Origin of the sequence: Kribbella hippodromi (assembly GCF_039531045.1) — a bacterium.
Classification (GTDB): Bacteria; Actinomycetota; Actinomycetes; order Propionibacteriales; family Kribbellaceae; genus Kribbella; species Kribbella hippodromi.
The window spans coordinates 292,840-314,667 of the sequence record NZ_BAAAPH010000007.1; the positions used below are offsets into that span (position 1 = coordinate 292,840).

23 protein-coding genes, 1 tRNA gene and 2 pseudogenes are annotated in these 21,828 nt (G+C 66.9%); 14 read left to right on the forward strand and 12 right to left on the reverse strand.

Going from position 1 to position 21,828, the window contains the following annotated elements; genetic code table 11:
* Positions 1–15: 15 nt before the first annotated feature.
* From ABD260_RS13715 to ABD260_RS13725, 3 genes are all read right to left on the reverse strand, one after another.
* On the reverse strand, positions 16–876 hold the full coding sequence (locus tag ABD260_RS13715) for an aminoglycoside phosphotransferase family protein (RefSeq protein ID WP_344233848.1): 861 nt from the start codon (positions 874–876) through the stop codon (positions 16–18).
* 30 nt (positions 877–906) lie between these two features.
* Positions 907–1,458, reverse strand: a complete 552-nt coding sequence (gene mobA / locus ABD260_RS13720) for a molybdenum cofactor guanylyltransferase (RefSeq protein ID WP_344233849.1) — start codon at positions 1,456–1,458, stop codon at positions 907–909.
* A 355-nt stretch (positions 1,459–1,813) separates the two neighbouring features.
* Positions 1,814–2,398 (reverse strand): MerR family transcriptional regulator, encoded by a 585-nt coding sequence (locus ABD260_RS13725; RefSeq protein WP_344233850.1) that lies wholly within the window; start codon positions 2,396–2,398, stop codon positions 1,814–1,816.
* 66 nt (positions 2,399–2,464) lie between these two features.
* Here ABD260_RS13725 and ABD260_RS13730 point away from each other — a divergent pair, with 66 nt between their 5' ends.
* The 5 genes from ABD260_RS13730 to ABD260_RS13750 all read left to right on the forward strand — a co-directional run bounded on the left by ABD260_RS13730 (position 2,465) and on the right by ABD260_RS13750 (position 7,451).
* Positions 2,465–3,256 carry a carbon-nitrogen hydrolase family protein gene (locus ABD260_RS13730; protein WP_344233851.1) on the forward strand — a complete coding sequence of 264 codons (792 nt, stop codon included), beginning with the start codon at positions 2,465–2,467 and terminating at the stop codon, positions 3,254–3,256.
* A 56-nt stretch (positions 3,257–3,312) separates the two neighbouring features.
* A complete protein-coding gene (cobC, locus tag ABD260_RS13735) occupies positions 3,313–4,341 on the forward strand; it encodes an Rv2231c family histidinol phosphate aminotransferase CobC (protein WP_344233852.1) in 1,029 nt (342 codons plus the stop codon).
* A gap of 249 nt (positions 4,342–4,590) precedes the next feature.
* Positions 4,591–5,085, forward strand: a complete 495-nt coding sequence (locus ABD260_RS13740; protein ID WP_344233853.1) for a hypothetical protein — start codon at positions 4,591–4,593, stop codon at positions 5,083–5,085.
* 138 nt (positions 5,086–5,223) lie between these two features.
* Positions 5,224–6,441, forward strand: a complete 1,218-nt coding sequence (locus tag ABD260_RS13745; RefSeq protein ID WP_344233854.1) for a cupin domain-containing protein — start codon at positions 5,224–5,226, stop codon at positions 6,439–6,441.
* Positions 6,442–6,560: 119 nt separating this feature from the next.
* Positions 6,561–7,451, forward strand: a complete 891-nt coding sequence (locus tag ABD260_RS13750) for a sucrase ferredoxin (protein ID WP_344233856.1) — start codon at positions 6,561–6,563, stop codon at positions 7,449–7,451.
* Between the two features lie 64 nt (positions 7,452–7,515).
* On the opposite strand, the gene ABD260_RS13755 is transcribed toward ABD260_RS13750, so the two are convergent.
* The 3 genes from ABD260_RS13755 to ABD260_RS13765 all read right to left on the reverse strand — a co-directional run bounded on the left by ABD260_RS13755 (position 7,516) and on the right by ABD260_RS13765 (position 10,919).
* The gene (locus ABD260_RS13755) at positions 7,516–8,118 is read right to left on the reverse strand and encodes a gamma carbonic anhydrase family protein (RefSeq protein WP_344233857.1); all 603 of its coding nucleotides are present in this window, start codon (positions 8,116–8,118) and stop codon (positions 7,516–7,518) included.
* A 270-nt stretch (positions 8,119–8,388) separates the two neighbouring features.
* Entirely contained in the window at positions 8,389–9,606 is a 1,218-nt protein-coding gene (locus ABD260_RS13760; RefSeq protein WP_344233858.1) for an MFS transporter, read from the reverse strand.
* Between the two features lie 74 nt (positions 9,607–9,680).
* Positions 9,681–10,919 carry an MFS transporter gene (locus tag ABD260_RS13765; protein ID WP_344233859.1) on the reverse strand — a complete coding sequence of 413 codons (1,239 nt, stop codon included), beginning with the start codon at positions 10,917–10,919 and terminating at the stop codon, positions 9,681–9,683.
* 257 nt (positions 10,920–11,176) lie between these two features.
* Between ABD260_RS13765 and ABD260_RS13770 the strand changes: the two genes are divergently transcribed.
* Positions 11,177–11,265: transfer RNA gene (locus ABD260_RS13770), tRNA-Ser, on the forward strand.
* Positions 11,266–11,366: 101 nt separating this feature from the next.
* Here the strand turns inward: ABD260_RS13770 and ABD260_RS13775 are convergent.
* Positions 11,367–12,227, reverse strand: a complete 861-nt coding sequence (locus ABD260_RS13775; protein ID WP_344233860.1) for a LysR family transcriptional regulator — start codon at positions 12,225–12,227, stop codon at positions 11,367–11,369.
* 116 nt (positions 12,228–12,343) lie between these two features.
* On the opposite strand from ABD260_RS13775, the gene ABD260_RS13780 reads away from it, so the two are divergent.
* Positions 12,344–12,916, forward strand: a complete 573-nt coding sequence (locus tag ABD260_RS13780; RefSeq protein WP_344233861.1) for a dihydrofolate reductase family protein — start codon at positions 12,344–12,346, stop codon at positions 12,914–12,916.
* A gap of 79 nt (positions 12,917–12,995) precedes the next feature.
* Complete coding sequence (locus tag ABD260_RS13785; RefSeq protein WP_344233862.1) at positions 12,996–13,352, forward strand: YciI family protein; 357 nt, start codon at positions 12,996–12,998, stop codon at positions 13,350–13,352.
* A 46-nt stretch (positions 13,353–13,398) separates the two neighbouring features.
* Here the strand turns inward: ABD260_RS13785 and ABD260_RS13790 are convergent, their stop codons facing one another.
* Positions 13,399–14,136 carry a DinB family protein gene (locus tag ABD260_RS13790; protein ID WP_344233863.1) on the reverse strand — a complete coding sequence of 246 codons (738 nt, stop codon included), beginning with the start codon at positions 14,134–14,136 and terminating at the stop codon, positions 13,399–13,401.
* 199 nt (positions 14,137–14,335) lie between these two features.
* Here ABD260_RS13790 and ABD260_RS37570 point away from each other — a divergent pair.
* From ABD260_RS37570 to ABD260_RS13805, 4 genes and pseudogenes are all read left to right on the forward strand, one after another.
* Positions 14,336–14,515: pseudogene (locus tag ABD260_RS37570) on the forward strand (acyltransferase domain-containing protein); the annotation flags it as partial.
* A gap of 89 nt (positions 14,516–14,604) precedes the next feature.
* A pseudogene (locus ABD260_RS37575) lies at positions 14,605–14,688 on the forward strand (hypothetical protein); the annotation flags it as partial.
* 51 nt (positions 14,689–14,739) lie between these two features.
* Positions 14,740–15,261 (forward strand): hypothetical protein, encoded by a 522-nt coding sequence (locus ABD260_RS13800; RefSeq protein WP_344233865.1) that lies wholly within the window; start codon positions 14,740–14,742, stop codon positions 15,259–15,261.
* Positions 15,252–15,776 carry an alpha/beta fold hydrolase gene (locus ABD260_RS13805; protein WP_344233866.1) on the forward strand — a complete coding sequence of 175 codons (525 nt, stop codon included), beginning with the start codon at positions 15,252–15,254 and terminating at the stop codon, positions 15,774–15,776. The genes ABD260_RS13800 and ABD260_RS13805 overlap by 10 nt, the downstream gene beginning before the upstream one ends.
* Here ABD260_RS13805 and ABD260_RS13810 read toward each other — a convergent pair.
* The 3 genes from ABD260_RS13810 to trpD are packed head-to-tail and all read right to left on the reverse strand — an operon-like array spanning position 15,761 to position 18,550.
* Positions 15,761–16,531, reverse strand: a complete 771-nt coding sequence (locus ABD260_RS13810; RefSeq protein ID WP_344233868.1) for an SgcJ/EcaC family oxidoreductase — start codon at positions 16,529–16,531, stop codon at positions 15,761–15,763. The genes ABD260_RS13805 and ABD260_RS13810 overlap by 16 nt on opposite strands.
* Before the next feature lie 55 nt (positions 16,532–16,586).
* Positions 16,587–17,510: a sigma-70 family RNA polymerase sigma factor gene (locus ABD260_RS13815; RefSeq protein WP_344233869.1), complete on the reverse strand. Its 924-nt coding sequence runs from the start codon at positions 17,508–17,510 to the stop codon at positions 16,587–16,589.
* Positions 17,510–18,550, reverse strand: a complete 1,041-nt coding sequence (trpD, locus tag ABD260_RS13820) for an anthranilate phosphoribosyltransferase (protein WP_344233870.1) — start codon at positions 18,548–18,550, stop codon at positions 17,510–17,512. The genes ABD260_RS13815 and trpD overlap by 1 nt, the downstream gene beginning before the upstream one ends.
* A gap of 249 nt (positions 18,551–18,799) precedes the next feature.
* Here trpD and sigJ point away from each other — a divergent pair, with 249 nt between their 5' ends.
* Complete coding sequence (gene sigJ / locus ABD260_RS13825; protein ID WP_344233871.1) at positions 18,800–19,690, forward strand: RNA polymerase sigma factor SigJ; 891 nt, start codon at positions 18,800–18,802, stop codon at positions 19,688–19,690.
* Here the strand turns inward: sigJ and ABD260_RS13830 are convergent.
* Complete coding sequence (locus ABD260_RS13830; protein ID WP_344233872.1) at positions 19,671–20,414, reverse strand: aminoglycoside phosphotransferase family protein; 744 nt, start codon at positions 20,412–20,414, stop codon at positions 19,671–19,673. The genes sigJ and ABD260_RS13830 overlap by 20 nt on opposite strands.
* 86 nt (positions 20,415–20,500) lie before the next feature.
* Here ABD260_RS13830 and ABD260_RS13835 point away from each other — a divergent pair, with 86 nt between their 5' ends.
* Complete coding sequence (locus ABD260_RS13835; RefSeq protein ID WP_344233873.1) at positions 20,501–21,769, forward strand: FAD-binding oxidoreductase; 1,269 nt, start codon at positions 20,501–20,503, stop codon at positions 21,767–21,769.
* Positions 21,770–21,828 lie beyond the last annotated feature (59 nt).

The following is a 21,828-nucleotide window of genomic DNA, read 5'->3' on the forward strand; positions in this document are numbered from 1 at the left end:
TGCCCAACCTACCCCTCAGCGCGCGACCAGGTCGGACATGTCCTTCGCGATGCTGTCCAGGTGAGTGGTTTCGCCTATCGAGCTGAACCAGTCCCATAGTTCAAGGGAGTGGTAGAGCCGGTACAGGTCGATTCGGTCGGTTGGCGTGGGGCCGTAGCCGTCGGTGAGCCCATCGAGTTTGGCCGGGTTGCCGCGGATCGAGTACTGGATGGTTTTGGCGAGATCGATCAGTGGGTCGGCGGCGATGGCGTTCTCTACGTCGATGAAGCCGGTGACGCGCCAGGTTTGTGGGTCGACGAGGATGTTGCCTTCGTGGAAATCGTTGTGGCACAGGGATGGTGCGGTGTTGTCCGCGAAGATGTGCTGGTGGTCGTCAACGTGTTGTGCGATTTTGATGCTGAGGGTTTTGTCGCCGCCTAGCTGGTCGAACTCGGCTAGTTTCTTGGTGAATTGACGCTGCATGTACTGGGTGTTGGTCGGCAGCGGGTCGAGGATCCGGTCGGTGAGGTAGCCGTACTCGGGTTGTTCGATGGTGTGGATGCGCTGGAGCAGGGCGCCGAGTTGTGCGTACATGGCTCGCCAGTCGGGTGGGTCGAGCTCGGAGAGGGGTACGCCGTCGAGTTTCGTGAGAATGGTGATTCCGTCGGCTACATGTACGACCTTGGGGATTGCTTCTTGTAGGTGATGGGCGAGCAGGTCGTACACATGCACTTCTTTGGACTGTTTCCATCGCCAGTCCGGGGCGTACACCTTGACGATCAGGGGGGCGGCGGAGGTGGTCACTTCGTACACGGAGCTCAGTTGGCCGCCGGTGCGCTCCTTTACCGCGGCGACGTCGAGCCCGGTCACGTCACGTACGAGTTGTGCAACGTCCATGGGTTGAACGTAGGCGGGTCGTCCAGCGATTTACGGTGCGTCGAGGTCTGCCCAGGTGTCGACGTCGTTGCCGGCTTGGGTGGGCGCGGTCCAGGCGAGCTCGAGACCGGCGAGCGTACGCCGCACCGACTTGTCCCGCGGATCACCCACCCGCCGAATCGCTTCGGTGAGCGAGGCCCGCCGATAAGCAGCCGCCAACCACTGCTCCCGCCCACCAGCATCACGCAACCCATAACCATCCACCCGGTCAGCCTGGCTCAGGGCTTCGACGAGTGTGGTCACATCAGTGCGGGTGATCCATGGCAGATCGCAGCTCACGACCACGACCACCGGCGCCACCCCGTACGCCAACCCAGCCGCCAACCCCGCGACCGGCCCACCTGCAGGCGGTTCCTCCACCGTCCACGCAACCTCGCGGTACGTCGTCCGCACCGCCCCCACCACCACCGTCGACACCGCATCAGCCGTCGCCGTCAACACCCGATCCAGCAACGACACCCCCTCCAGCACCACCATCGCCTTGTCCACCCCACCAAACCGCACCGACCCACCCCCGGCCAGCACCACCGCATCAAACTCCACCCCTGCAGTCTGTCACTGGCTTGCCCCCTGAGCTGACGGGTTGCCCCCTGAAAATTCCAGGGCCAACCCGCCATCTCAGGGGACAACCTGCCGTGTGACTGAGTGGCGCGTCGCCCGGCGGTTCTGTCCACGGTTGGCAAGTGCCCTCGGTCGGGGTTGTTGCTGGGGGTGGTGATGTGCGGGTCGACAGGAGGTGTGGGTTGAGTGGTAGTGCACTTGAGCGTGGTGGGGTCGGGGTGTACGGCGTCTCGGAGGTGCACTACCTGTCGAGCTGCCGTTTGTTCGAGACGAGCGCGGCTGATGACCACCACTCCCGGTCGCGCACATCAATCAAACCCCGCAGATGCCCTGGGGGTCAGTCCTTTGGGATCAGGGATTGGCGTACGGCGTGCAGGCGGTCCCGTTCTTTCGGGCTGAGTGCTTCCGTCGCCTGCCGGCGTTGGGACTGCATGGCATCAAGCTCCTCAGCGGTGAGGGACTCGGTCAGCTGTCGTCGTCGTTCGGACATCTCCTGGAACTCCTCGTGGGTCAGCGTGCGGTTCATGGCGTTCGTCACCTCGATCAGTTGAATGAGTGTTTGGGTGGACGGTTCCTGCGCGCGATCCAGCCCGTCCAGGACACCGAGCAGCTGCTGCCTGAGTCGGCCCGCCGCGGCGAGCTGTTCTTCGACAACCTCGAGCTGCGTACGGACGAGCCCCCGCGCATCAGCCAGTTCTCCGTCGAGCACCTGGCCGATCTCCGCGAGCGTCAGCCCGAACCCACGGAGCGCGACAACCCGGTGCAGCCGGCGTACGTCGGCCGCGTCGTACTGCCGATGCCCCGAACCGCTGCGCCCGCTCGGCCGGAGCAGCCCGATGTCGTCGTAGTGGTGCAGCGTCCGGACGCTGACCCCGGTGGCTTCGGCGAGTTCGCCGACCCGCCAGGTCCTGTTGGTGTCCATGCGTTCGACGGTAGGTCCTGACGCCGGGTGAGGCTCAAGCCGCGACTTCTGCGGCACCATGGGGAGATGAGGATCGCCGTGGTGCAGACCGCCAGTAGCTATGACAAGGCCGCCAACCGGGACCTGGTCACCCGCCTGGTCGCCGACGCCGCCAAAGGGCAGCCCGATCTCGTCGTACTCCCCGAGGCGATGATGGCGGATTTCGCCGTCGAAGGTGAGTCGGTGGCGGAGGCGGCGGAGCCGTTGGACGGTGAGTTCGTGGCGACGCTCCGGAAGGCGGCGATCGAGCATGGCGTGGCGATTGTCGCCGGCATGTTCGAGCGCAGTTGCGACGAGCACCGGCCGTACAACACGCTGCTCGCTGTTGGCGCGGACGGCACGCTGCTCGGTGCGTACCGCAAGATCCACCTGTACGACGCGTTCGGTTACAAGGAGTCCGACCAGCTCACACCGGGAGATGTGGCGCCCGTAGTGATCCAGGTAGGTGACCACTCGCTCGGACTGATGACCTGCTACGACCTGCGCTTCCCGGAGCTGTCCCGGGCACTGATCGACGCTGGAGCCGAGGTACTCGTCGTCCCGGCCGCCTGGGTACGTGGACCGCTCAAGGAGCACCACTGGAGCACGCTGCTCACCGCCCGTGCAGTGGAGAACACCTGCTACGTCGCCGCGGCCGCACAGAACGGTAAGAAGTACTGCGGTCTCAGTCAGGTCATCGACCCGCAGGGCATTGCGGTGGCGGCAGCAGGTGAGTCGGACGGACATGCGTACGCGGATGTGTCGGCTGAGCGGTTGGCGGACGTACGCAAGCGCAACCCGTCTCTGCAGAACCGCCGGTACTCCGTCACGCCCCGCTGACCATTACGCGGACCGGCTGGTCCCGAAAGACTCCCTGAGCAGTTAGCCTCCTCAGCGTGGTAGATGGGTTTGATCTGGAGCATCACGGTGACCTCGAGGTCGGCGACGGGCTGATCGACCTCGCGGTCAACGTCCGCGCGGGTACGCCACCCGCGTGGCTGCTCGACGCGATCACAGCGAGCCTGACGGACCTGGCGGCATACCCGCGCCAGGACGCTGCTTTGGCTGCGGTCGCACGGCGGCACGGCGTCGCACCGGAGCGGGTACTGCTGACCGCCGGCGCCGCGGAGGCTTTCGTGCTGATCGCGCGGGCGTTCCGGCCGCGGCATCCGGTCGTGGTGCATCCGCAGTTCACGGAGCCCGAGGCAGCGCTGCGCTCGGCGGGACATCTGGTCGACCGGGTGCTGCTGCGACCGGACAACGGTTTCGTACTGGACCCGGCCGCCGTCCCGTCCGACGCGGACCTGGTGGTGATCGGCAACCCGACCAACCCCACTTCGGTACTGCACCCGGCCGACGTGCTCCGCGAACTCGCTCGCCCGGATCGCATCCTGGTTGTCGACGAGGCGTTCATGGACGCCGTACCGGGTGAACCCGAGTCGCTTGTCGGCGGATCGATTCCCGGGCTGGTCGTCGTCCGCAGCCTGACCAAGACGTGGGGCCTCGCCGGGTTGCGCGTCGGGTACGTGGTCGCGGGCGCGGGTCTGATCGAACAGCTGGCCGCCGTCCAGCCGCACTGGCCGGTGTCCACTCCTGCTCTCGCGGCGGCAATTGCCTGCAGCAACGAGCGTGCGCTCGCGGAATCGGCGCAGGCCGCGCTGGACATCGACCGGCAGCGTGCCCATTTGATTGACAGATTGGGTACGACGGGTGGACTGTCGATGTACGGCGTGCCGCGGGCGCCGTTCGTACTAGTGCATGTCGCCGAGGCGTTACGGTTGCGGGAATCCCTTCGTACTCAGGGGTTTGCGGTGCGGCGGGGTGACACGTTCCCGGGGTTGGGGGCGGAGTGGCTGCGGATCGCCGTGCGTCCGGAAGACGTCACCGATGGGTTCGTGAAGGTGCTGGCGGATCTCGTGCGGTGAGTAATTGCGGTCGTTTCTTCGATGCGGCTGGATTGAGTTGGCGCTGTAACGCTTCGAGGGTTTAGCGAACGTCCACTTTGCGTACTGGATGACCAGGGTGCCTGATGTCTTTGTCCTGGCGTCTAACCGGCATCTTCCTGGCCGTTCGCGAAGGGAGCAGCACCATGGGTTTGAACGATGACGACATGAACACCTCCTCATCAGGTACCGAGGGTCCGGCTGACGGGGGCGCGAATCCTGGCGGGACCGATGGCGGCGCAGACGGCGGCGTGGGTCGCGGCGGCGGTGCTGGTGGCGCTGGTGGTGGCGGCAACACGTCCGGCGGTTACGGCGATCCTTCCGGCTCGGACCAGGGCGCCGACGGCGGTGCGGACGGTGGCGCAGGCGGCGGCTCGCGCGGCGGCGGGAGTGAAGGCCCGGCCGACGGCGGCGCTTCCCAGGGCACTCAGGATGGTGGCGCCGACGGTGGAGCTGGCGGAGGGGGCTCCGGTGAAGGCGGCTATGGCGGTGGCTCGGGCTCGGGCTCGGGCTCGGGTGAGTCCGGCGGTCGCGGCGGTGAAGGGCCGGCTGATGGTGGGGCTTCCCAGGGCACTCAGGATGGTGGCGCCGATGGTGGAGCTGGCGGAGGGGGCTCCGGTGAAGGCGGCTACGGCGGTGGCTCGGGTGGTTCGGGTGAGTCCGGCGGTGGTTCCGGCGGTGGCGGTAACTCCGGAAGCTGGTGAGCAGAGTGCCGGACGAGCCTGAGTCCCGCCGCACCACGACCCCGGCCCTCCGGCACCCCACCACCCCAACCCGAACGCACTTCACCAAACCAAGCGGCTTGAGTCGAGAGGGCCGTGGGCACGTCATCGAACCGAGCGCGGGTGTGGGGTGGGTGGTGTGGTGAAGGATCAGCCGGCGCTTCGGCGGTGTGTGGCTGGGGAGCTGGGAGAGTTCGCGAACAGGTACTGGGGCCGGCGGGCGCTCTTGTCTCGAGCGGCTGGTCTCCCCGCGCCGTACGACGACCTGTTCAGCCTCGACGCGGTAGACGAACTCCTATCACGCCGCGGCCTACGCACGCCCTTTCTGCGCATCGCCAAGAACGGAGCGGTTGTCGGCGACAGTCAGTTCACCGGATCCGCTGGTGTGGGAGCTGAGGTTGCCGACCAGGTCCGCGACGACAAGGTGGCGGCGCTGTTCGCCAGCGGTCACACGGTAGTACTCCAAGCGCTGCACCGGACCTGGCCCGCACTAGTCGACTTCGCCACCCAGCTGTCGACCGACGCGGCGCATCCAGTACAGATCAACGCGTACATCACTCCACCAGAATCACAAGGCTTCGCAGCGCACTACGACGTACACGACGTCTTCGTCCTACAAGTAGCGGGCGAGAAGCACTGGACCGTCCACGAGCCGGTTCACGTCGACCCATTGCGTACCCAGCCGTGGACCGACCACGCGCAAGCAGTCGCGGCGGCAGCGCGTGATCAGCCGCCGGTGGTTGACGACGTACTGCGGCCGGGCGATGCGCTGTACGTACCACGCGGTTTTCTGCACTCAGCCAAAGCACTCGGCGGAGTCAGCGCGCACCTGACCGTTGGGCTGCACACGCTGACCCGGTACCTGCTCGTGCAGGAGCTCGCTGCGCTTGCCGCCAACCAACCTGCACTTCGTACCGCGCTGCCGCTCGGTTTCGACCCGGGTGATCCGGAGCAGCTGGCGCAGGTACTCCCGGAGGTGATCGAGCTGCTCACCCAGGAGATCCAGTCCGCTTCGCCCGATGCGCTGGCCGCACGCCTCCGCGTACGCACCTGGACCGGCAACCGCCCAGCCCCACTCCGCCCGCTGGCACACGCCGCATCGATCGCATCCCTAGCGGTTGGTACGACAGTCCGCCTACGGCCCGGACTCCGCTGGCGGCTGGTCGCGGGCGACCCGTACGTCCTGCAGCTCCCGGACCGCACCATCACGTTCCCGCCGTCAACCGCAGTCGCGCTAGAAGCTCTGACCTCCGGCACCGACTACAAGGTCGGTGACCTGCCCGGGCTGGACGAGGCGGACCAACTAGTCCTGGTACGTCGCCTACTAACCGAAGCAGTCCTTGTAACCACAGACCAATGAGCACTGCAAGGTACTGATGGTCGGTGACCAGGTTGTGAGGTGGCGTGGAGGCTAGCGAAGGGCGGTACCGAGTCGAGACGGGCTGCGCGGCTCGGGCCCTGGTACGACGGGACTCACTGGTGGCGACTGCTCCGCCGGCGCCACGGTGGTTGCTGATCGAGAATCGGGCGGGCTGGCCGCGGCAGGCGCTCTCGTCACTCCAGTCAGCAACTGGGATGGAGCGGGCGCTGGGCGATGAGGTTGGACGCGCCTGCCGGGAGCTCGGCATCCGGCCGGTGCTCATCCGGCGCTACGGACGCTACGCGCGAGCTGACCTTCCACCAGCCGAGCCGGGCGTCCAGGGCCCTGACGAGCAGAGCGGACAGCTGGGGCGGCGGTGGGGGTTGGTGGATTGTCGTGTGGGGCAGCGGGTGGTGCGCTGGGGGCAGCTGGCAGCGGACGAGCAACTGCTGGATGTGCTTGCTGGGCGGGAAGTGGGGACCGTCAGCAGCGAGCCCGTCTATCTCGTGTGTACGCATGGGCGCCACGACGCCTGTTGCGCGGTGTGGGGGCGACCGGTGGCGGCGGCACTTGCCGCCGCGTACCCGGAACGGACTTGGGAATGCAGCCACATCGGGGGTGATCGGTTCGCGGCGAACGTGGTCACGTTGCCGAACGGCCTGTTCTATGGGCAGGTTTCACCCGATCGGGTCGTCGAGCTGGTCGAGCAGGATGCGGCGGGGGTTGTCGTACCTGATCTCCTCCGTGGATCAGGAGTGTTCATCCCGCCCGTACAGGCTGCTCAGCACTTCGCCCGTGCCGCCGGTCATGCACCGTCTGTCGACAATCTCCTTCCGCGTACCGTCGAGGAACTTCCGGGCAACCGTTGGCGAATCCTCCTCGCATCCACCACCGGCCCGATCACGATCGAACTGTCGGCGCACTTCGACACCGTCAACGCCCGGCTGACCTGCGCAGGCTCCTCTCCCACCCAAATCCGCCGCTTCGAACTCCACCACCTGACCAACTGACCAACTGACCAACTGACCAACTGACCAGAAGCATCCCGGCCCACGTCAACGCGCCCAACCCGGCTCAGCTCGGGTCATCCAGCACGCGGTCGTCCTGGTGCGTGCCGTAGAAGCTTGATTGTCGTGCCATCACCTCGCGCTGGGCCGTACCGCGTGGCACGCCGTACACCGTCCCGGGGAAGTCCAGCTCGCGTTGGATCTGCCACAGCTCCTCGTGCCGGTCCGGAGCGAAGAGCCGCGCGGGGTTGCCGACGGCGATCCATCCGATCGGGAGGACCGTGCCTGCTTCCAGGTGCGAGTTGACGTGCAGCACGCTGTTGATCCGGAGCTCGGCGCCTGCGCCGGCGACCGAACCGGGGAACAACGCGGCGCCCGTGGCGATGAAGACTTCGTCCTCGACCGTGGCGCCGTTCACGTGTGCATGGGGACCTACCAGGACCGCGTCGCCGATCAGCGCCGGATGGCCGGATCGCCCGCGTACCAGGGCGTTCTCCATCACCACACTGTTCTCGCCGAGTCTCACCTCGCCGTCCTCCGCGGTCAGCACCGCCCCGTGCAGGACTCTGCTGCCTTCGCCGAGGACGACGGCACCGCAGAGCACGGCGGATGGGGCAACGGACGCGGATTCGGGCACGACCGGCTGGCGGCCGCGGTGTTCCAGCAGCATTGTCGGTGTCCTCTCGTAGCCTGATCACCTCGCTCCAGCTTGTACCCAACGGTGTTTGCGGACTCTCCACGATGCGAACTCTGATAGCGCGAACTCTCCACTGCCCGGGTCCTCACAAACCCGGGCGGCGGTGTCCTCCGGGCCGTCCACATCACAGGTGGGAGGCTCGGTCCGGCGGACCATCCGGGGTGGAGAACCGCGAACTGGGAGCAACATTAGAACAGATGTTCGATCAGGCGCAACGCATCCTGACAGGTCAGGAAAATCGGATCAGATCCGCTCGGTGCTGAACCGCGGCGAGACCCGGGCCAGGACGTAGATCGTCACGCTCGCGACCAGTGCGAGCAGCGCGAGAACGAGCCACGGCAGCTCGTGGTGCACCTCGAAGAGCTGTGCGAAGAACCCCGGCGCCAGCACGCTCGCGAACGTGAACGAGTACTGCCAGTACGACAAGTACTTCCCCCGCCCGACCTCCGGTGCAACAGCGGCTGACAGCGCGTTGTTCGTCGCCGCATGCAGTACGTCGGCGAACGCGTAACACGCAGTCGCCAGCACCAGCGCCGGTACGACCAGCGCCGCGGCGATGTGCAGTTGCAGCGCCATCAGGACCGCCCACGCCGCGTACGTGATGCCCGCGACGACCATGACGTTCGTACGCCGACGCTGTTCGGTGTGCCGTACGACAAGCGTCTGTCCCGTTGCCAGCACCACCGACGTGGCGGCGATCAGTACGCCGACCAACCACTTCGGCACCGTCAACGCTTCGGTCACGTACACCGGTACGCCGACGCCGAGCATCATCGTGCAGAGCGCCAGCAACGTGTTGGCACCGATCAGTGCCAGGAATGGCCTGTCCTTGCGCAGTTGCGGCGCCGCACCGCCGTCCGGCTTGGTCCGCTCGTGGTGCGACGGGTGCAGCCGCAGGAGCAGCAGGCCGGCGAGGTAGAACGTCACCGCGTTTGCGGCCATCGCGACCAGGAACGGCGTATTGCCGCCGACCGCGAGCAGCCAACCCGCAACCAGCGCGCCGATCGCGAAGCCGCCGGCCTGCATCATGCCGCCCAGCCCGAACCACTTGTCTCGATCTCCCTCGTCCGCCACGTCCGCGAGCAAGCTGAAGATCGCCGACCAGAACACCCGCTGCCCAGTGGTCATCACCAGTGAGCACAGGAACAACAGCCAGACCGACCGGCCGAAGAAGAAGCCGGTGAAGGCCAGTCCCTGAGCGAACTGGGCAGCCACGACAAGGCTGCGCGGTCCTACACGGTCGATCACCAGGCCGACAACAGCCGGTGCGGCGACGGAGAACAGCGTGGCGACAGTCAGCACCACACCAGCCGTACCGAGGGGGATGCCGGCGACCTTGGTGAAGTACAGGAGCAGGAGCGGCGCCGCACAGCCGCCGCCGAACGAGTCGATCGCCAGGCCGGCCAGCAGCGGTACTCGGCCGCGTACGTTCGGTAGGCCGAGTGAGGTGGCTGCAGGCATGGCGAAGCGCTCCGAATCGGTGGTTGGGGGCTGGCGAACCCTAGCAAGCGCTCGCCAGACCATTCCATCCGATTTCAGTCCACAGCCGGCTCCGGTCGTACCGAGACGTTCCGGAGCGGCCGCCAGGCGATCACAGTCATCAGCACCATCGCGACGCAGGAGATCGCGAAGGGCGCTGCCAGACCGAAGCGTTGCGCCAGTACGCCACCCAGCGCGGAGCCGATCGCTGCGCCGCCTACTGCGGCCAACAGGTACGTGCTGTTCACCCGACCCATCAGCTGCTCCGGTGTAGCCAGTTGACGCGCTGTGGTCGACACGATGCCCCACACCACAGCGTGCACGCCGAAGATGGCCATAGTCGCTCCGGCGACCCACGGGTTCCGGGTCAGCGCCAGTACGAGGTGGACCGCCGTCTCGATCACCAGACCGGCGCGGAGCAGTGTCAGTGAGCCAACGCGCGGCTCCAGGAAGTGGTAGACCGGCATACCGAGTACGCCGCCGATCGCACCGACTGAGATCAGCAGACCGAACTGTGTGTCGCTCAGCCCGAGCCGCTCACGGGCAAACAGCACCCAGGTCGCGAACGCGGCGCAGAAGGTGATGTTCATGACCAGAATGGACAGAGCGAGCGTACGTACACCTGAATGCTGCCAGAGCCAGCGCACGCCCTCCCGGACCTCGTCCAAGAGCGCAGTACGAGTGGACTGAGCTGGTAGCGGCGGACGTACGGTGACGCGGGCGATGAGCGCAGCAGCGGCCGCAAACGTGATGGCGTCGAACACCAGCGGTACACCGGCACCTGCAGCGAACAGGAGAGCACCTAGCGGCGGTCCACCGAGTTGTTGGAGCACTGTGCTGCTGGCGAAGAGACGAGAGTTCGCCTTGCCGAGGTGAGCTTTCGGTACGGCGCTGACGAGCAATGCGCCCGATGCGTTGTCTGCAAGGGTTTCTGCGGTACCGAGCAAGAACAGCGCGGTGTAGACAGCCCAGAGCGGTGCGGTGCCGACTAGTACGGCGACACCAAGTGCAACCAGTACACCAGCACGAAAGAGGTCAGCGGCAACGATCATCAGCCGCCGGTCGAGGCGGTCGACCAGTGCGCCGCTGAACAGGGCGAACAGCAACCAGGGCAGCTGCTGCACGAACGCCGCCGCGCCGACCGCAGCCGGCGCAGTGGTGATGGAGGCGACCAGCAACGGGCCTGCGGCGAGCAGGGCGCCGTCGCCGAGGTTGGAAATGATCGCGGCCGGCCAGATCTTCCGAAAGTCCGATCCAAGCTCGACCGGAAACACGAGCGCGCCAAGAGAAGGCATGAGTGGAGCTCCTGAGGGCATGACGAGCCAATGGGACACCGGCATACGCCGGTTGGGCCCGGTCAGCTGCCTGTCAGCCCGCTGACCGGACGGTGTGTGCCATGACCTCGAAAGACCGAGACATCGCTCCCACCTCCGTCCGTACCCCGCGGCGGCTCGTCCGCCGTCTTGCGAAGACCATACCGGCTTTCAAGACCGGCGCACTGACCTCCCATCGACAGCCCTGCGCTATTCTCGACCCTCGGCGACAACCGCCGGGAGGGTTCGCATAGTGGCCGAGTGCGCTGGTCTTGAAAACCGGTATGGCGGGTGACCGTCATCGTGGGTTCGAATCCCACACCCTCCGCTCGCACCGTCGACGGACATCTGTGTGGGTGCCTACTGACTCCGAGTGGAAGTTCTTCAGCAGAGTTGTTGGCCGCTTCTGAACCTCGAGCGACAGGGGGATCAGGTGGTGGCGTGGGTTAGGAAGGCGCTGGCTAGTGGCGGGATGGCGTCGGTGCGCCAAGTGAGGGCGTAGTCGAAGCGGGCGGTGGCTTCCAGGGGTACGCAGGTTAGGCCGGGGCGGGGGTACAGGCGGCTGGTTTGGTCGCCTACTACGGCGACGCCGTGGCCGGAGGCGACGTAGGCCAGGACTTCCTGGAAGCCGGCGAGCCTGGTGGTTCGTGCGGATGACGCCGTTGCCGGTAGGTGGTGGCCGATCCAGTACTGGGGGAGGTTCTGGGCGAAGAGGAACGGCTCGTCGCCGAGGTCGGCGGGGGTGATCGAGGTGAGGCGGGCGAGCCGGTGGGTGGTTGGAACTGCCAGTAGGGCGGCCTCGGACAGCAGGGTGGGGCCGGTGGTCAGGTCTGGTTCGGCGACGGGGAGCGGGAGTACGCATAAGTCGACCTCGGCGCGGCGCAGTGGTCCGTACAGGTCGGCCAGGGTGGTTTCCTGGATGCTCACGGAGATGTCGGGGGTCTGGGCGCGGAAGCTGTCGACCAGGGCTAGTAGTGGGCTGGTCACGGCGGCGGACATGTAGCCCAGTCGTAGGTTTCCGCTCAGTCCGTGGGCGGTGGAGACGGCTCGGGCGATCGCGGCCTGGACCTGCGCGTACGCCGGCTCCAAGTCTGCATGGAACTGTCTGCCCAGCGGGGTCAGGTCGACGCGTCGGGTGGTTCTGGTGAACAGTGGAGCGCCGACTCGGCGTTCTACCCGCTTGAGGGACTGGCTGACCGCGGCTGGTGTCAGCCGGAGGCGCTCGGCGGTGCGGGCGAAGTGCAACTCCTCCGCCAGTGCGAGGAACACCTCGATGTCCTGTCGCTCCATGGCCACATTATTCAGTTCCGCTGATCAATCGCGCGGATTTGCTCGTTGATCCTCGGTCCGCCGCCAACCAGGATCGTTCGGGACAAAGCCTTCACAAAGAACACCTTGGAGAATTGATGACCTCGCTTCCGGATACTGAGCCGCAGACTGCTGCTGGGAAGGTGCTCTGGCACTTCTCGATGTCGTTGGACGGGTTTGTTGCCGGTCCTGACCACGGGATGGGCTGGCTGGCCGGGGTGACCGCCTCGCGGCCGGGCCTGATCCAGGAGTACGTGGAGACAACCGGTGCTGTTCTCGGCGGACGCGACGGGTTTGACGCCTACCCTGACGCCGGCACGACGTACGGGGGTGCTTGGGAGGGGTCGGTGTTCGTGCTCACCCATCATCCGGAGGACGCTCCGCCGAGCGCGAACACCACGTTCCTGAACTGCGATGTGGCCGAGGCGGTCCGGATCGGGCTGGAGGCGGCCGGGGGCAAGAACCTCGAGATTCTCTCCGCCTCGATCGGCCGGCAGTTGCTCGAGCGCGGGCTGATCGACGAGATCGACCTGCACATCGCGCCGGTTCTGCTTGGCGACGGGGTGCGCTTGTTCGACAACCCGGGTGGGTCGCCGATCCGGCTCGAGTTGCTCAACGGCGAGGACCCCTCGGTCGAGATCAACGTCCGCTACCGTCCAGTACGAACCTGACCTGTCGGATTCGGGTTCGGCTGTTCGTTGCAGGGGTGAGTGGCGGCCGAAGGTGGCTGCCGGGACTAGGAGCGGCGTGATGGCGCAGTACTTGATTTCGTTCGACCGGGGCGCGATGGACCACATCCCCGCGGCCGACCTGCCCGCGGTGGGGCGGGCGGCGCACGCGGTGATTCGGGAAGCCGAGGCCGCCGGGGTGTTCGTCTTCGCAGGCGGGTTCAGCGACGACGACGCTGAGGTCGAGCCGGCCGTGGTGGCGGTCGACGGGCTGGTGACGGACGGCCCGTACCCGGAGAGCAAGGAACTGATCGGCGGCGTGACGATTGTCGACGTGCCGACCCGGGAAGAGGCCCTGAAGTGGGCAGCGAAGGTCGCGGCCGCCTGCCAGTGCGCGCAGGACGTCCGCAAGTTCATGCGCGACCCAGAGCTGATCTGACCGCTGTCGCCGCGGGGCCGGCTCGAGGCCCCGCGGCGCACTGTGCTCAGGTCGGCAGGGTGTCCAGGTCGCGGGAGATGAAGCGGTAGTGCTCCCACTCCTCGCCGAGGATCACGTGCAGGCAGGCGCGGACGGTCATGGTGTTGTCCGGGGACCACGGGTTCTTCCGTGGTTCGTCGAGCAGCTCCGAGGTGACGGCCGCGAGGTAGTCGCGCACCATGCCGACCCGGTCGGCGCGAGCTTCCAGCACTTCCGCGTACGTCGGGGGCTCCGCGGCGAAGACGGACTGGTCCAAGCTGGAGCTGTCGTGGGGCAGCCCGAACCGGTGGAACGGCTGCTCGACCTGCAGAATCGCACGGCCCAGCCAGACGTCCGTGGCGTGCACCAGATGCCGCTGCGTCTGGGCGAACGACCACTCGCCTCCCACCGACGCGTCGACCGTGCCCTCCGGCATGGCAGCGACCCGATCGGCCAGCGCGGTCCAGGTACGCTCGACCGCGGCCCAGGCTGCGCGCAGACCGTCCGGCTCCGGCGCGAACCGGTCCGCCCGGCCTGGGAACCGCCGGTTGAGCTCGGCGTCGACATACGGCGCTACCTCGATCCCGTTGACCTTCAGACTGCCGCCGACCTCACCCAGCCAGGGTGAATCGATGTCGCCCGCCTGGATGTCGACGCCGCGCATCACCACGCCGGACAGATCGCACTCGAGGAACCGCGCGCCGTGCAGGTTCACCTCGAAGAACTCCGCGCCCTTCAGATCGTCGGACCGACCGAACTTCGCCATCACGCACTCCTTGTTGTCGAGATCGGAACGAGCCTAGGGGTGACCTCCGACACAAACGGTGTGCGCGCGGGCGGCGGCCCGTGATGGGGTCGAGGGAACGCGGCGGAAGGAGCTGAGGGTGGATGTGCTGAGGGTGGATGCAAGGAGCGCGGCCGAGCGGCTGGGCTTCCCGGAGCGGGACCGGAACCGGCTGCAGGAGGTGGATCACGAGCTGCGGTTGCCGGACAACGCGGAGGAACTCCTGGCGTACTGCGGCGTGCAAGCGGCGGACCGTCAACAGATGCTCGCGGCCCGTCCCGACCCGGAACGGGATCCGGACTGGTGGGCGATCACCTCCGCACTGGCCGGCGAGCTCGCGCGGGACCTGGGACAGGCACTCCACCGTCCGGGTTCGCGTCCTGGCCTGCGGTGCCGTCGGATGCACCAGCTGTCGGACTGTTCGCCGGCGCGTGGGCGCTGTTGGCCAATGTGCCCCGTCTACTCGAACTACATGCGCAGCGGGGCGTACCGGAGCCAGTCACCGTGGCCACAGTCGCCGCACTGGGCCAACAGCTGGAAACGCACCGACGGATCCATGGCCGTGCTGGAACCGGCCTGTTGACGATGTGGACCGCACCGCTGCGGTTCCGTGGTGCCGAGTACGAGATCGGGCGCCACGGATACACGCGTACGCAGCTGGGGCTGGGCGATGAGGTGTCAGGGCACGTGTTGTCGATGCACATCCCACCGAGCGGCGCCCTCGACGTACACGCCTCGGAGCAGTCGGTTGCCGCAGCTGTCGAGTCGTTTGGCCGCTGGTTCCCAGAGGAGCCGCTGTCCGGTTTCGTCTGCCACTCCTGGCTGCTGGACCCACAGCTGGCCGAGTACTTGCGTCCGGACTCCAACATCATCCGCTTCCAGCAGCGCTTTGAGCTGCTACCGCTGTTGCCGCCAGAGGACCCGGCTGACGGCGACCGCGACCTGCTGCGCCTCGGTCTGCAGCTGCCGGTGCCTGCGGATGCGCTGACTGACGAGGGACTTGCCCGGATTCCCCAGGACACCACGCTGCAACGTGCCTTCGTCACCCACCTCCGTGCTGGACGGCACTGGCACCACCGGTCAGGCATGCTGAAGCAATGGAGATGACGATCCCAGTCGGACCGGACGAGGTATGGGCCGACCACCAGGCAGGCGGCGGCGTACCGGTCGTCCTGCTGGACTCGGACTCCAGCAGCTGGGAATCAGTACTGCCCGGACTCACCGGCCGACGGGTGCTCCGGTACGACGTACGCGGCTGTGGTCGCTCGCCGCGGCCGACTGCCGACTTCACCCTGCTAGGCGATCTGGAAGTTGTGCTTGACCAGCTGGACCTACAACGCGTTGTCCTGGTCGGTTACTCGATGGGAGGCAGTACGGCACTCGCGTACGCACTTGAGCACCCAGACCGGGTACGCGGCATCGTCCTGCTCTCTCCTACTCCAGCCGAAGCAGAGCAGGACGAAGACACCTATCTACAGCCTGATCCAGCTGCCTACGACCGGCTGCACGAGCTACAGGTCCCGGCGGCTGTGCTGATCGGGGATCAGCTCGCCAGCCTGCGGGAACCGCAGCTGGTGGTCGACGCAATCGTTCGTCTGGCTGGTGACTACGAGGCTGGGTAGGACAGGTGCTGGTGGATCAGCTCCCAGCTGCTGCCGGTGTTCCGGAAGACGCGGGTCGCTCGGGACGTGGTTTCGGTGCCATCGGCTGTGACGTGGTCGATCGACCAGGCGACGGCCAGGTTGCCGGCTGAGACGACGGTTGGGTCGGGGATGCTGAAGCTGATCGAGTCAGGGCTGGACGCCAGACCGGCAGCGCAAACCTCGCGGACCGCTGCCTTGCCCTCGTAGTTGCCGTCGATCTCGTACGAGACGACGTCGTCCGCGATCGGCTCCATCAGTGCGTCCAGGTCACCGGCGGCGGTGTCCGTACCCCAGCGGTCCAGCACTGCGCCGATCTCGGACGCCACCACCGGAGCAGGTACATCGTCGTGCGGGAACGAGTGGTGCTCGTGCGTGATGGTCCAGCGCCCGTCCAGCTTCTTCAGGCCGATGGTGAGCCGCAATCGCAGCTCCGGCTTCACCTTGAACTCGTCCGGCGTCCCACAGCGCAACAGCGCGAAGGCGAACGCCACATCCGTTCCCGCCGTCACGTCCAGCGACACCAGTTCGAACGACGCACCGGACCTCTGCCACTCGAAGAACCCGGGCCACGTCTCGGTGTACGCATCCATCCCCCGCACGCCCTCGTACGGCGGTGGCACGTCGAACATCACCAGGTCAGGCGAATGCTCAGCCAGTACTGCCGCCAGATCGCCCGCGTGCACGGCGGCCGCCCAGTGCTCGATCAGGGTACGGATCTGCTGCTCGTCAGTCATGTCTCTCCTCGGGAATGCAGTGATTCACCCCTACAACCCAGGCCGGCGCGCAAACTCATCGCGGCAGCTCGGACGGCAGCCCGAACACCGTGAAATCAGCCTCCAGGTACGACACCACCTCGATGATGTCCGTCCCGCGCAGCACGACCACATCGAGACCACCTGGTACGTAGCGGTCGCCCTGCAACAGGTACGTACCGAACGCGAGCTGACCGTTCACCCGCGCCGGAAGGAACCGCCACTCACTGCGGAGCGGTCCGTCGAGCAGGAACGTACGGATCGCGGGCCGCCCCACGAACCAGTCCGGCAACGGCGGCATCGAGTACTTCGCATCCGCCGCCAGCATCGCCACGATCGCATCCACGTCACGCGCTTCCCAGGCGGCCACGTACCGTCGTACCAGGTCCCGCTCGCCTGCCTCGCCCAATGCGCGCAGTGTGGCCTGCTGACTGGGTACCGAGCTCACCACCGAGCGCGCACGCTGAAGTGCACTGTTGACCGCGGCAACGGTCGTCTCCAGCAGCTCAGCCACCTCCCGGGCACTAAAGGCCAGTACGTCGCGCAGCAGCAGTACTGCACGTTGCAGCGCGGACAGGTGCTGCAGTGACGCGACGAAAGCGAGCTCTACGGACTCCAGCGCCAGTAGTTGCGCCTCGGGAGTCAGCGCGGTGGTCCAGCTCAACCTGCTCTCTGGGTACGGCTCCAGTGCCTCCGTACTGCGTCGGCCGCGCCGTTCGAGCAGGGTGAGACAACGGTTCGTGGCGATCTTGTAGAGCCATGGGCGGATTGAGCCGCGGTCCTGATACCCACTCAGTCCGCTCCAGGCGCGTACGAGCGTCTCCTGGACGGCATCGTCCGCGTCGGCATCCGAACCGAGCATCCGATAGCAGTGCGCATGCAGCTCACCACGCCACGGATCGACCAGCTGTCCGAAGGCGTGCTCGTCGCCGGCTCGCGCGGCATCCAGGAGCTCATGCATCACCGAAACGCTAGCGAGTGACTGGCCCAGCGATCCAGTACCTTCGCCGCTTGCCCACTGTCCACAGCCTCCTGACAGCGTGCGAAACAGTCCGCTAGCTGGTCCAGACCCTGCTCCAACGACAGTGTGGTCAGTGCAGCCGCAGCATTGAGCAGTACGACGTCCCGTACCGGACCGCGCTCTCCGTCAACCAGTCCGCGCAGCAGGCGAGCGTTGTACGCCGCGTCACCGCCCCGCAGCTCAGCCAACGATGCCGGGCGCAACCCCAGTGAACGCGGGTCGAACACCACCTGCGACGCCGATCCCGCATGCACAATCCACAACCGTGAGTACGTCGTAGTGGTCAGCTTGTCGAGGCCATCGTCGCCGCGGGCAACCAGTGCCGAAGTGCCTTGCTTGGCAAGCGCTCCGGCCAGTACTGGCAGCATCTGTGCGTTGGCGACGCCGACAAGCTGGTGCTGCGGTTCGGCCGGGTTGAGCAGGGGTGCGAGCACGTTGAAGGCAGTCGGGACGGCCAGCTCACGGCGTACGACTGCAACGTGCCGCAGCGCCGGGTTGAAGCGTGGAGCGAACAGATAGGCCAGCCCGACCTCTTCAGCCAGCTGTGCGGCCTCCACAGCAGACAGGTCGAGTGGAATACCGAGGTGGTCGACCAAGTCGGCAGAGCCGGCGGCGGACGAGGATGCGGCTCGGCCACCGTGTTTCACCACAGTGGCGCCGGCAGCAGCTGCCACTACGGCAGCCATCGTGGAGATGTTCGCTGCACCGGTCCGGTCGCCGCCCGTACCCACGATGTCCACGAAAGGCCGGTGAATCCGCACCGGTGTCGCGTGCGACCGCAGGGCCGCGGCGAGGCCGTAGAGCTCGTCGGGGGTCTCGCCCTTGGCCCGGAGGGCGATCAGGAACCCGGAGATCTGCGCCGGTGAGGCCTCACCGAGCACCAGCTGGTCCATCGCCCAGCCGGCGTCCGCCACCGACAGGTCGGCGCCGGTCAGGAGTGCGGAGATCAGGCCGGACCAGGTCCGGAGTGTTGCTGCCATCGACTGTCCTCGGGGTGCAGGGTCGCCCACGAGCAGACATGACAACGGCCGTCTCGCAGGAGACGGCCGGGTGGGTACGCGCGGATTCAGGCCGTCTGGTCGACGGCCCACCACATACCAGCGCGCTGAATCACCCTGTGATCCTACCCCCAGCGCGGAGAACCGGTCCGGGTTTGTCACATCATGGTGGAGCGATCCGTCAGGGCTTACTGAGGACAGTGTTGGGACAGGACAGGGGAGAGGGCATCAGTGGACGACCACGAGCAGCTGGCGCGACAGTTCGAGCAGAATCGCGGGCATCTGCGCGCGGTCGCGTACCGGATGCTTGGTTCACTCGCGGAGGCCGAGGACGCCGTACAGGAGGCGTGGCTTCGGTTGAGCCGGACTGACGTGAGCGACGTGGGAAACCTGGCCGGCTGGCTCACCACGGTGGTTTCGCGGGTGTGCCTGGACATGCTGCGCAGTCGCAAGTCGCGGCGTGAGGATTCGCTGGACACGTACGTACCGGACCCGATCGTCGGGCGGATGGACGGTGAGCTGGGGCCGGAGGGTGAGGCTCTGCAGGCGGATGCGATCGGGCTGGCGCTGCTGGTCGTACTGGAGACGCTGTCGCCCGCGGAGCGGCTGGCCTTCGTACTGCATGACATGTTCGGGGTGGGGTTCGACGAGATCGCCACAATCGTGGACAAGTCGCCTGCCGCGACGCGTCAGCTGGCCAGTCGGGCGCGGCGGCGGGTACAGGGTGCGCCGGCGAGTGACGGGGATCTGAATCGTCAGCGTGCGGTGGTGGAGGCGTTCCTGGCTGCGTCGCGTGGTGGTGACTTCGATGCGCTGCTGGAGTTGCTCGACCCGGAGGTGCTGCTGCGTGCGGATGCTGGTGTGGCAACCGCGGAGTTCGCTGGTCCTGCTGTGTCGAAGCTGGTTCGTGGTGCGAAGGCTGTTGTCGAGCAGGCGATGTTGTTCAGCCGGATGGTGTCGTACAACGAGGTTGCGCTGGTCAACGGCACTCCTGGCGTCATCACCGTCGTCAACGGGCGCCTGATGGGTGTCATGGCGGTGACCTGCGCCGATGGCCGGATCACGGAGATCGACATCCTGGCCGACGTGGACCGCCTGGAGCTCATCCCGCTACCAGCCTGACCACCCGCTCCGCTTGCGCTTCCGCAGTGCCTGGTGGGTTGCGGTCTTCACTTGGACCGCCTGGTCCGATCAGAGTCAGCCAGAACCCAGCCCACAGACAACGTGCTGCCTGGAAGCGCTCCGGCTCCACCGCGAACCGGCGAACGAGCAGTTGCCAGTCGGTCGCCCGCCCCGACAGATGCTCAACCAGATTCGCCAGCTCGACGGTGCGATCCCCCAGCCCGGCATCCTCGAAGTCGATGATGCGAACGCGCGTCCCGTCCCACAGGTAGTTACTGAGGTTCGGGTCGCCATGGGCCACTACGGGCGTTCGCACCACAGTCAGGTCAGGTAGCTCACGCTGGAGCCAAGCCCGAGCGGCCTGACCGATCCGCGTGGGGTGATCGCGTAGTGCGGTCAGGCCGGAGTGGGTGCGGTCGATCAGTGCTGACAGGTCAATCGGCTCAAGGCTCACGGGTGGTACCGACCAGAGCGTGTCGAGAGCGTCACCTAGTGCGCTTAGCGCAGCAGGGGTGAGTGAACCGCTCAGCGGCGTGCCGGGGAGGAGAGTCATCCTCAGCCAGGGCGTGGGGGTGGTGGATGACGACAGTGGGGCGGGTACTAGGTGCGGCGCTGCCTGGCTGAGGTGGGTTAGGGCGGCTAGCTCGCGGGCTGGTTCGTTGCGGGGCCAGCTGGTGTAGCGCTTGGTCACGGCGGTTCCGGTGCGCTCTACCGAGTGGGTCATTGGAAAAGTTTGGCGTGGGTGTCAATTACCGCTGTCTCTCTTCGACGTACATGCAGAAGCAGCTACGCGAGGGAGTGGGAAAACGGATGTCGACGCAAGCTATTGCAGTAGGTGGTACTGACCTGGTGGCCGGCTTGCTGGGTGCTGGGTTCAACGGGGCGGTACGGCTGCCTGGAGAGCCGGAGTACGACGAGCAGCGCCGCTCCGTCATCCCGTCCGTGGATTCGCGGCCGCTGGTGGTCGCCGAGGCGTACAGCCGCTCCGACCTACAGGCGGCAGTACGAGCCGCTCGTCACCACGGTGTGCCGCTGGCGGTCCAGGCGACGGGTCATGGCACCCGCGTACCGGCCGACGGTGGGATCTTGCTGAAGACCACGCCGATGACGACGGTACTGATCGACCCGGAGCGGCGGATCGCCAAGGTCGCACCGGGTGCGCGCTGGGGAGCAGTGCTGGATGCGGCACGACAGTTCGGCCTGGCGCCGCTGTCCGGTTCGCACCGCGACGTGGGCGTCACCGGGTACACGCTGGGCGGTGGTGTCGGTTGGCTGGCCCGCAAGTACGGTTTCGCGGCCGACAGCGTGATCCGCGCCGAAGTAGTCACCGCGGACGGCCATGTGGTCACGGCGAGCGCCGAGCAGCACCCGGATCTGTTCTGGGCGATCCGCGGCGGTACGGGCAACTTCGGCATTGTCACGTCACTGGAGTTCCGCCTGTACCCAGTACGCGAGGTCCACGCGGGCATCGTCTACTACGGCATCGACCGCGCCGCCGCGATCCTGCGCCGGTACCGCGAATGGACCGCCACGATCCCGAACGACCTCAGTACGGCCGTCGTGCTGACCCGGGTCCCCGGTACGGAGCAGCGCGCCGTCGCGATCAAGGTCATGTACGCCGGCGCCGCCGAGATCGCGGAGCACCTGCTCAAACCGCTCTTCGAGGTCGCCGGTCCGCGCTTGGCCGGCGAGCTGAAGACGATCGAGTACGCCGACGCGGCGATGGGCGGTACGCCCGCGCGGCACCTGGACTTCCTCGACACCCTGACCGACGAGGTGATCGACATCGTCGCCGAACTCGAGGACGCGATGGTCGAGGTCAGGCACTGGGGTGGCGCGATGGCTCACCCCGGGCCGGGCGCCGGCCCGGTCGGGCATCGCTCCGCCGCGTACTCACTGATCATCGACCGCGAAGTCGGCGAGCTGCCGGACTCGGGCCGGACGTTCGTGAACTTCCTCGGCGACCCGAGCCGCGCGGGCAGCTCGTACGCCGCCGCCGATCTGGACCGGCTGCGGAGGGTGAAGCGGGCGTACGACCCGGCGAACTTCTTCCACCTCAACGCCAACATCCGGCCCTGAACGCAACGATCCGGTCCCCCAGGAGGGTGGGGGACCGGATCGTTACGACTGCCGTTCGA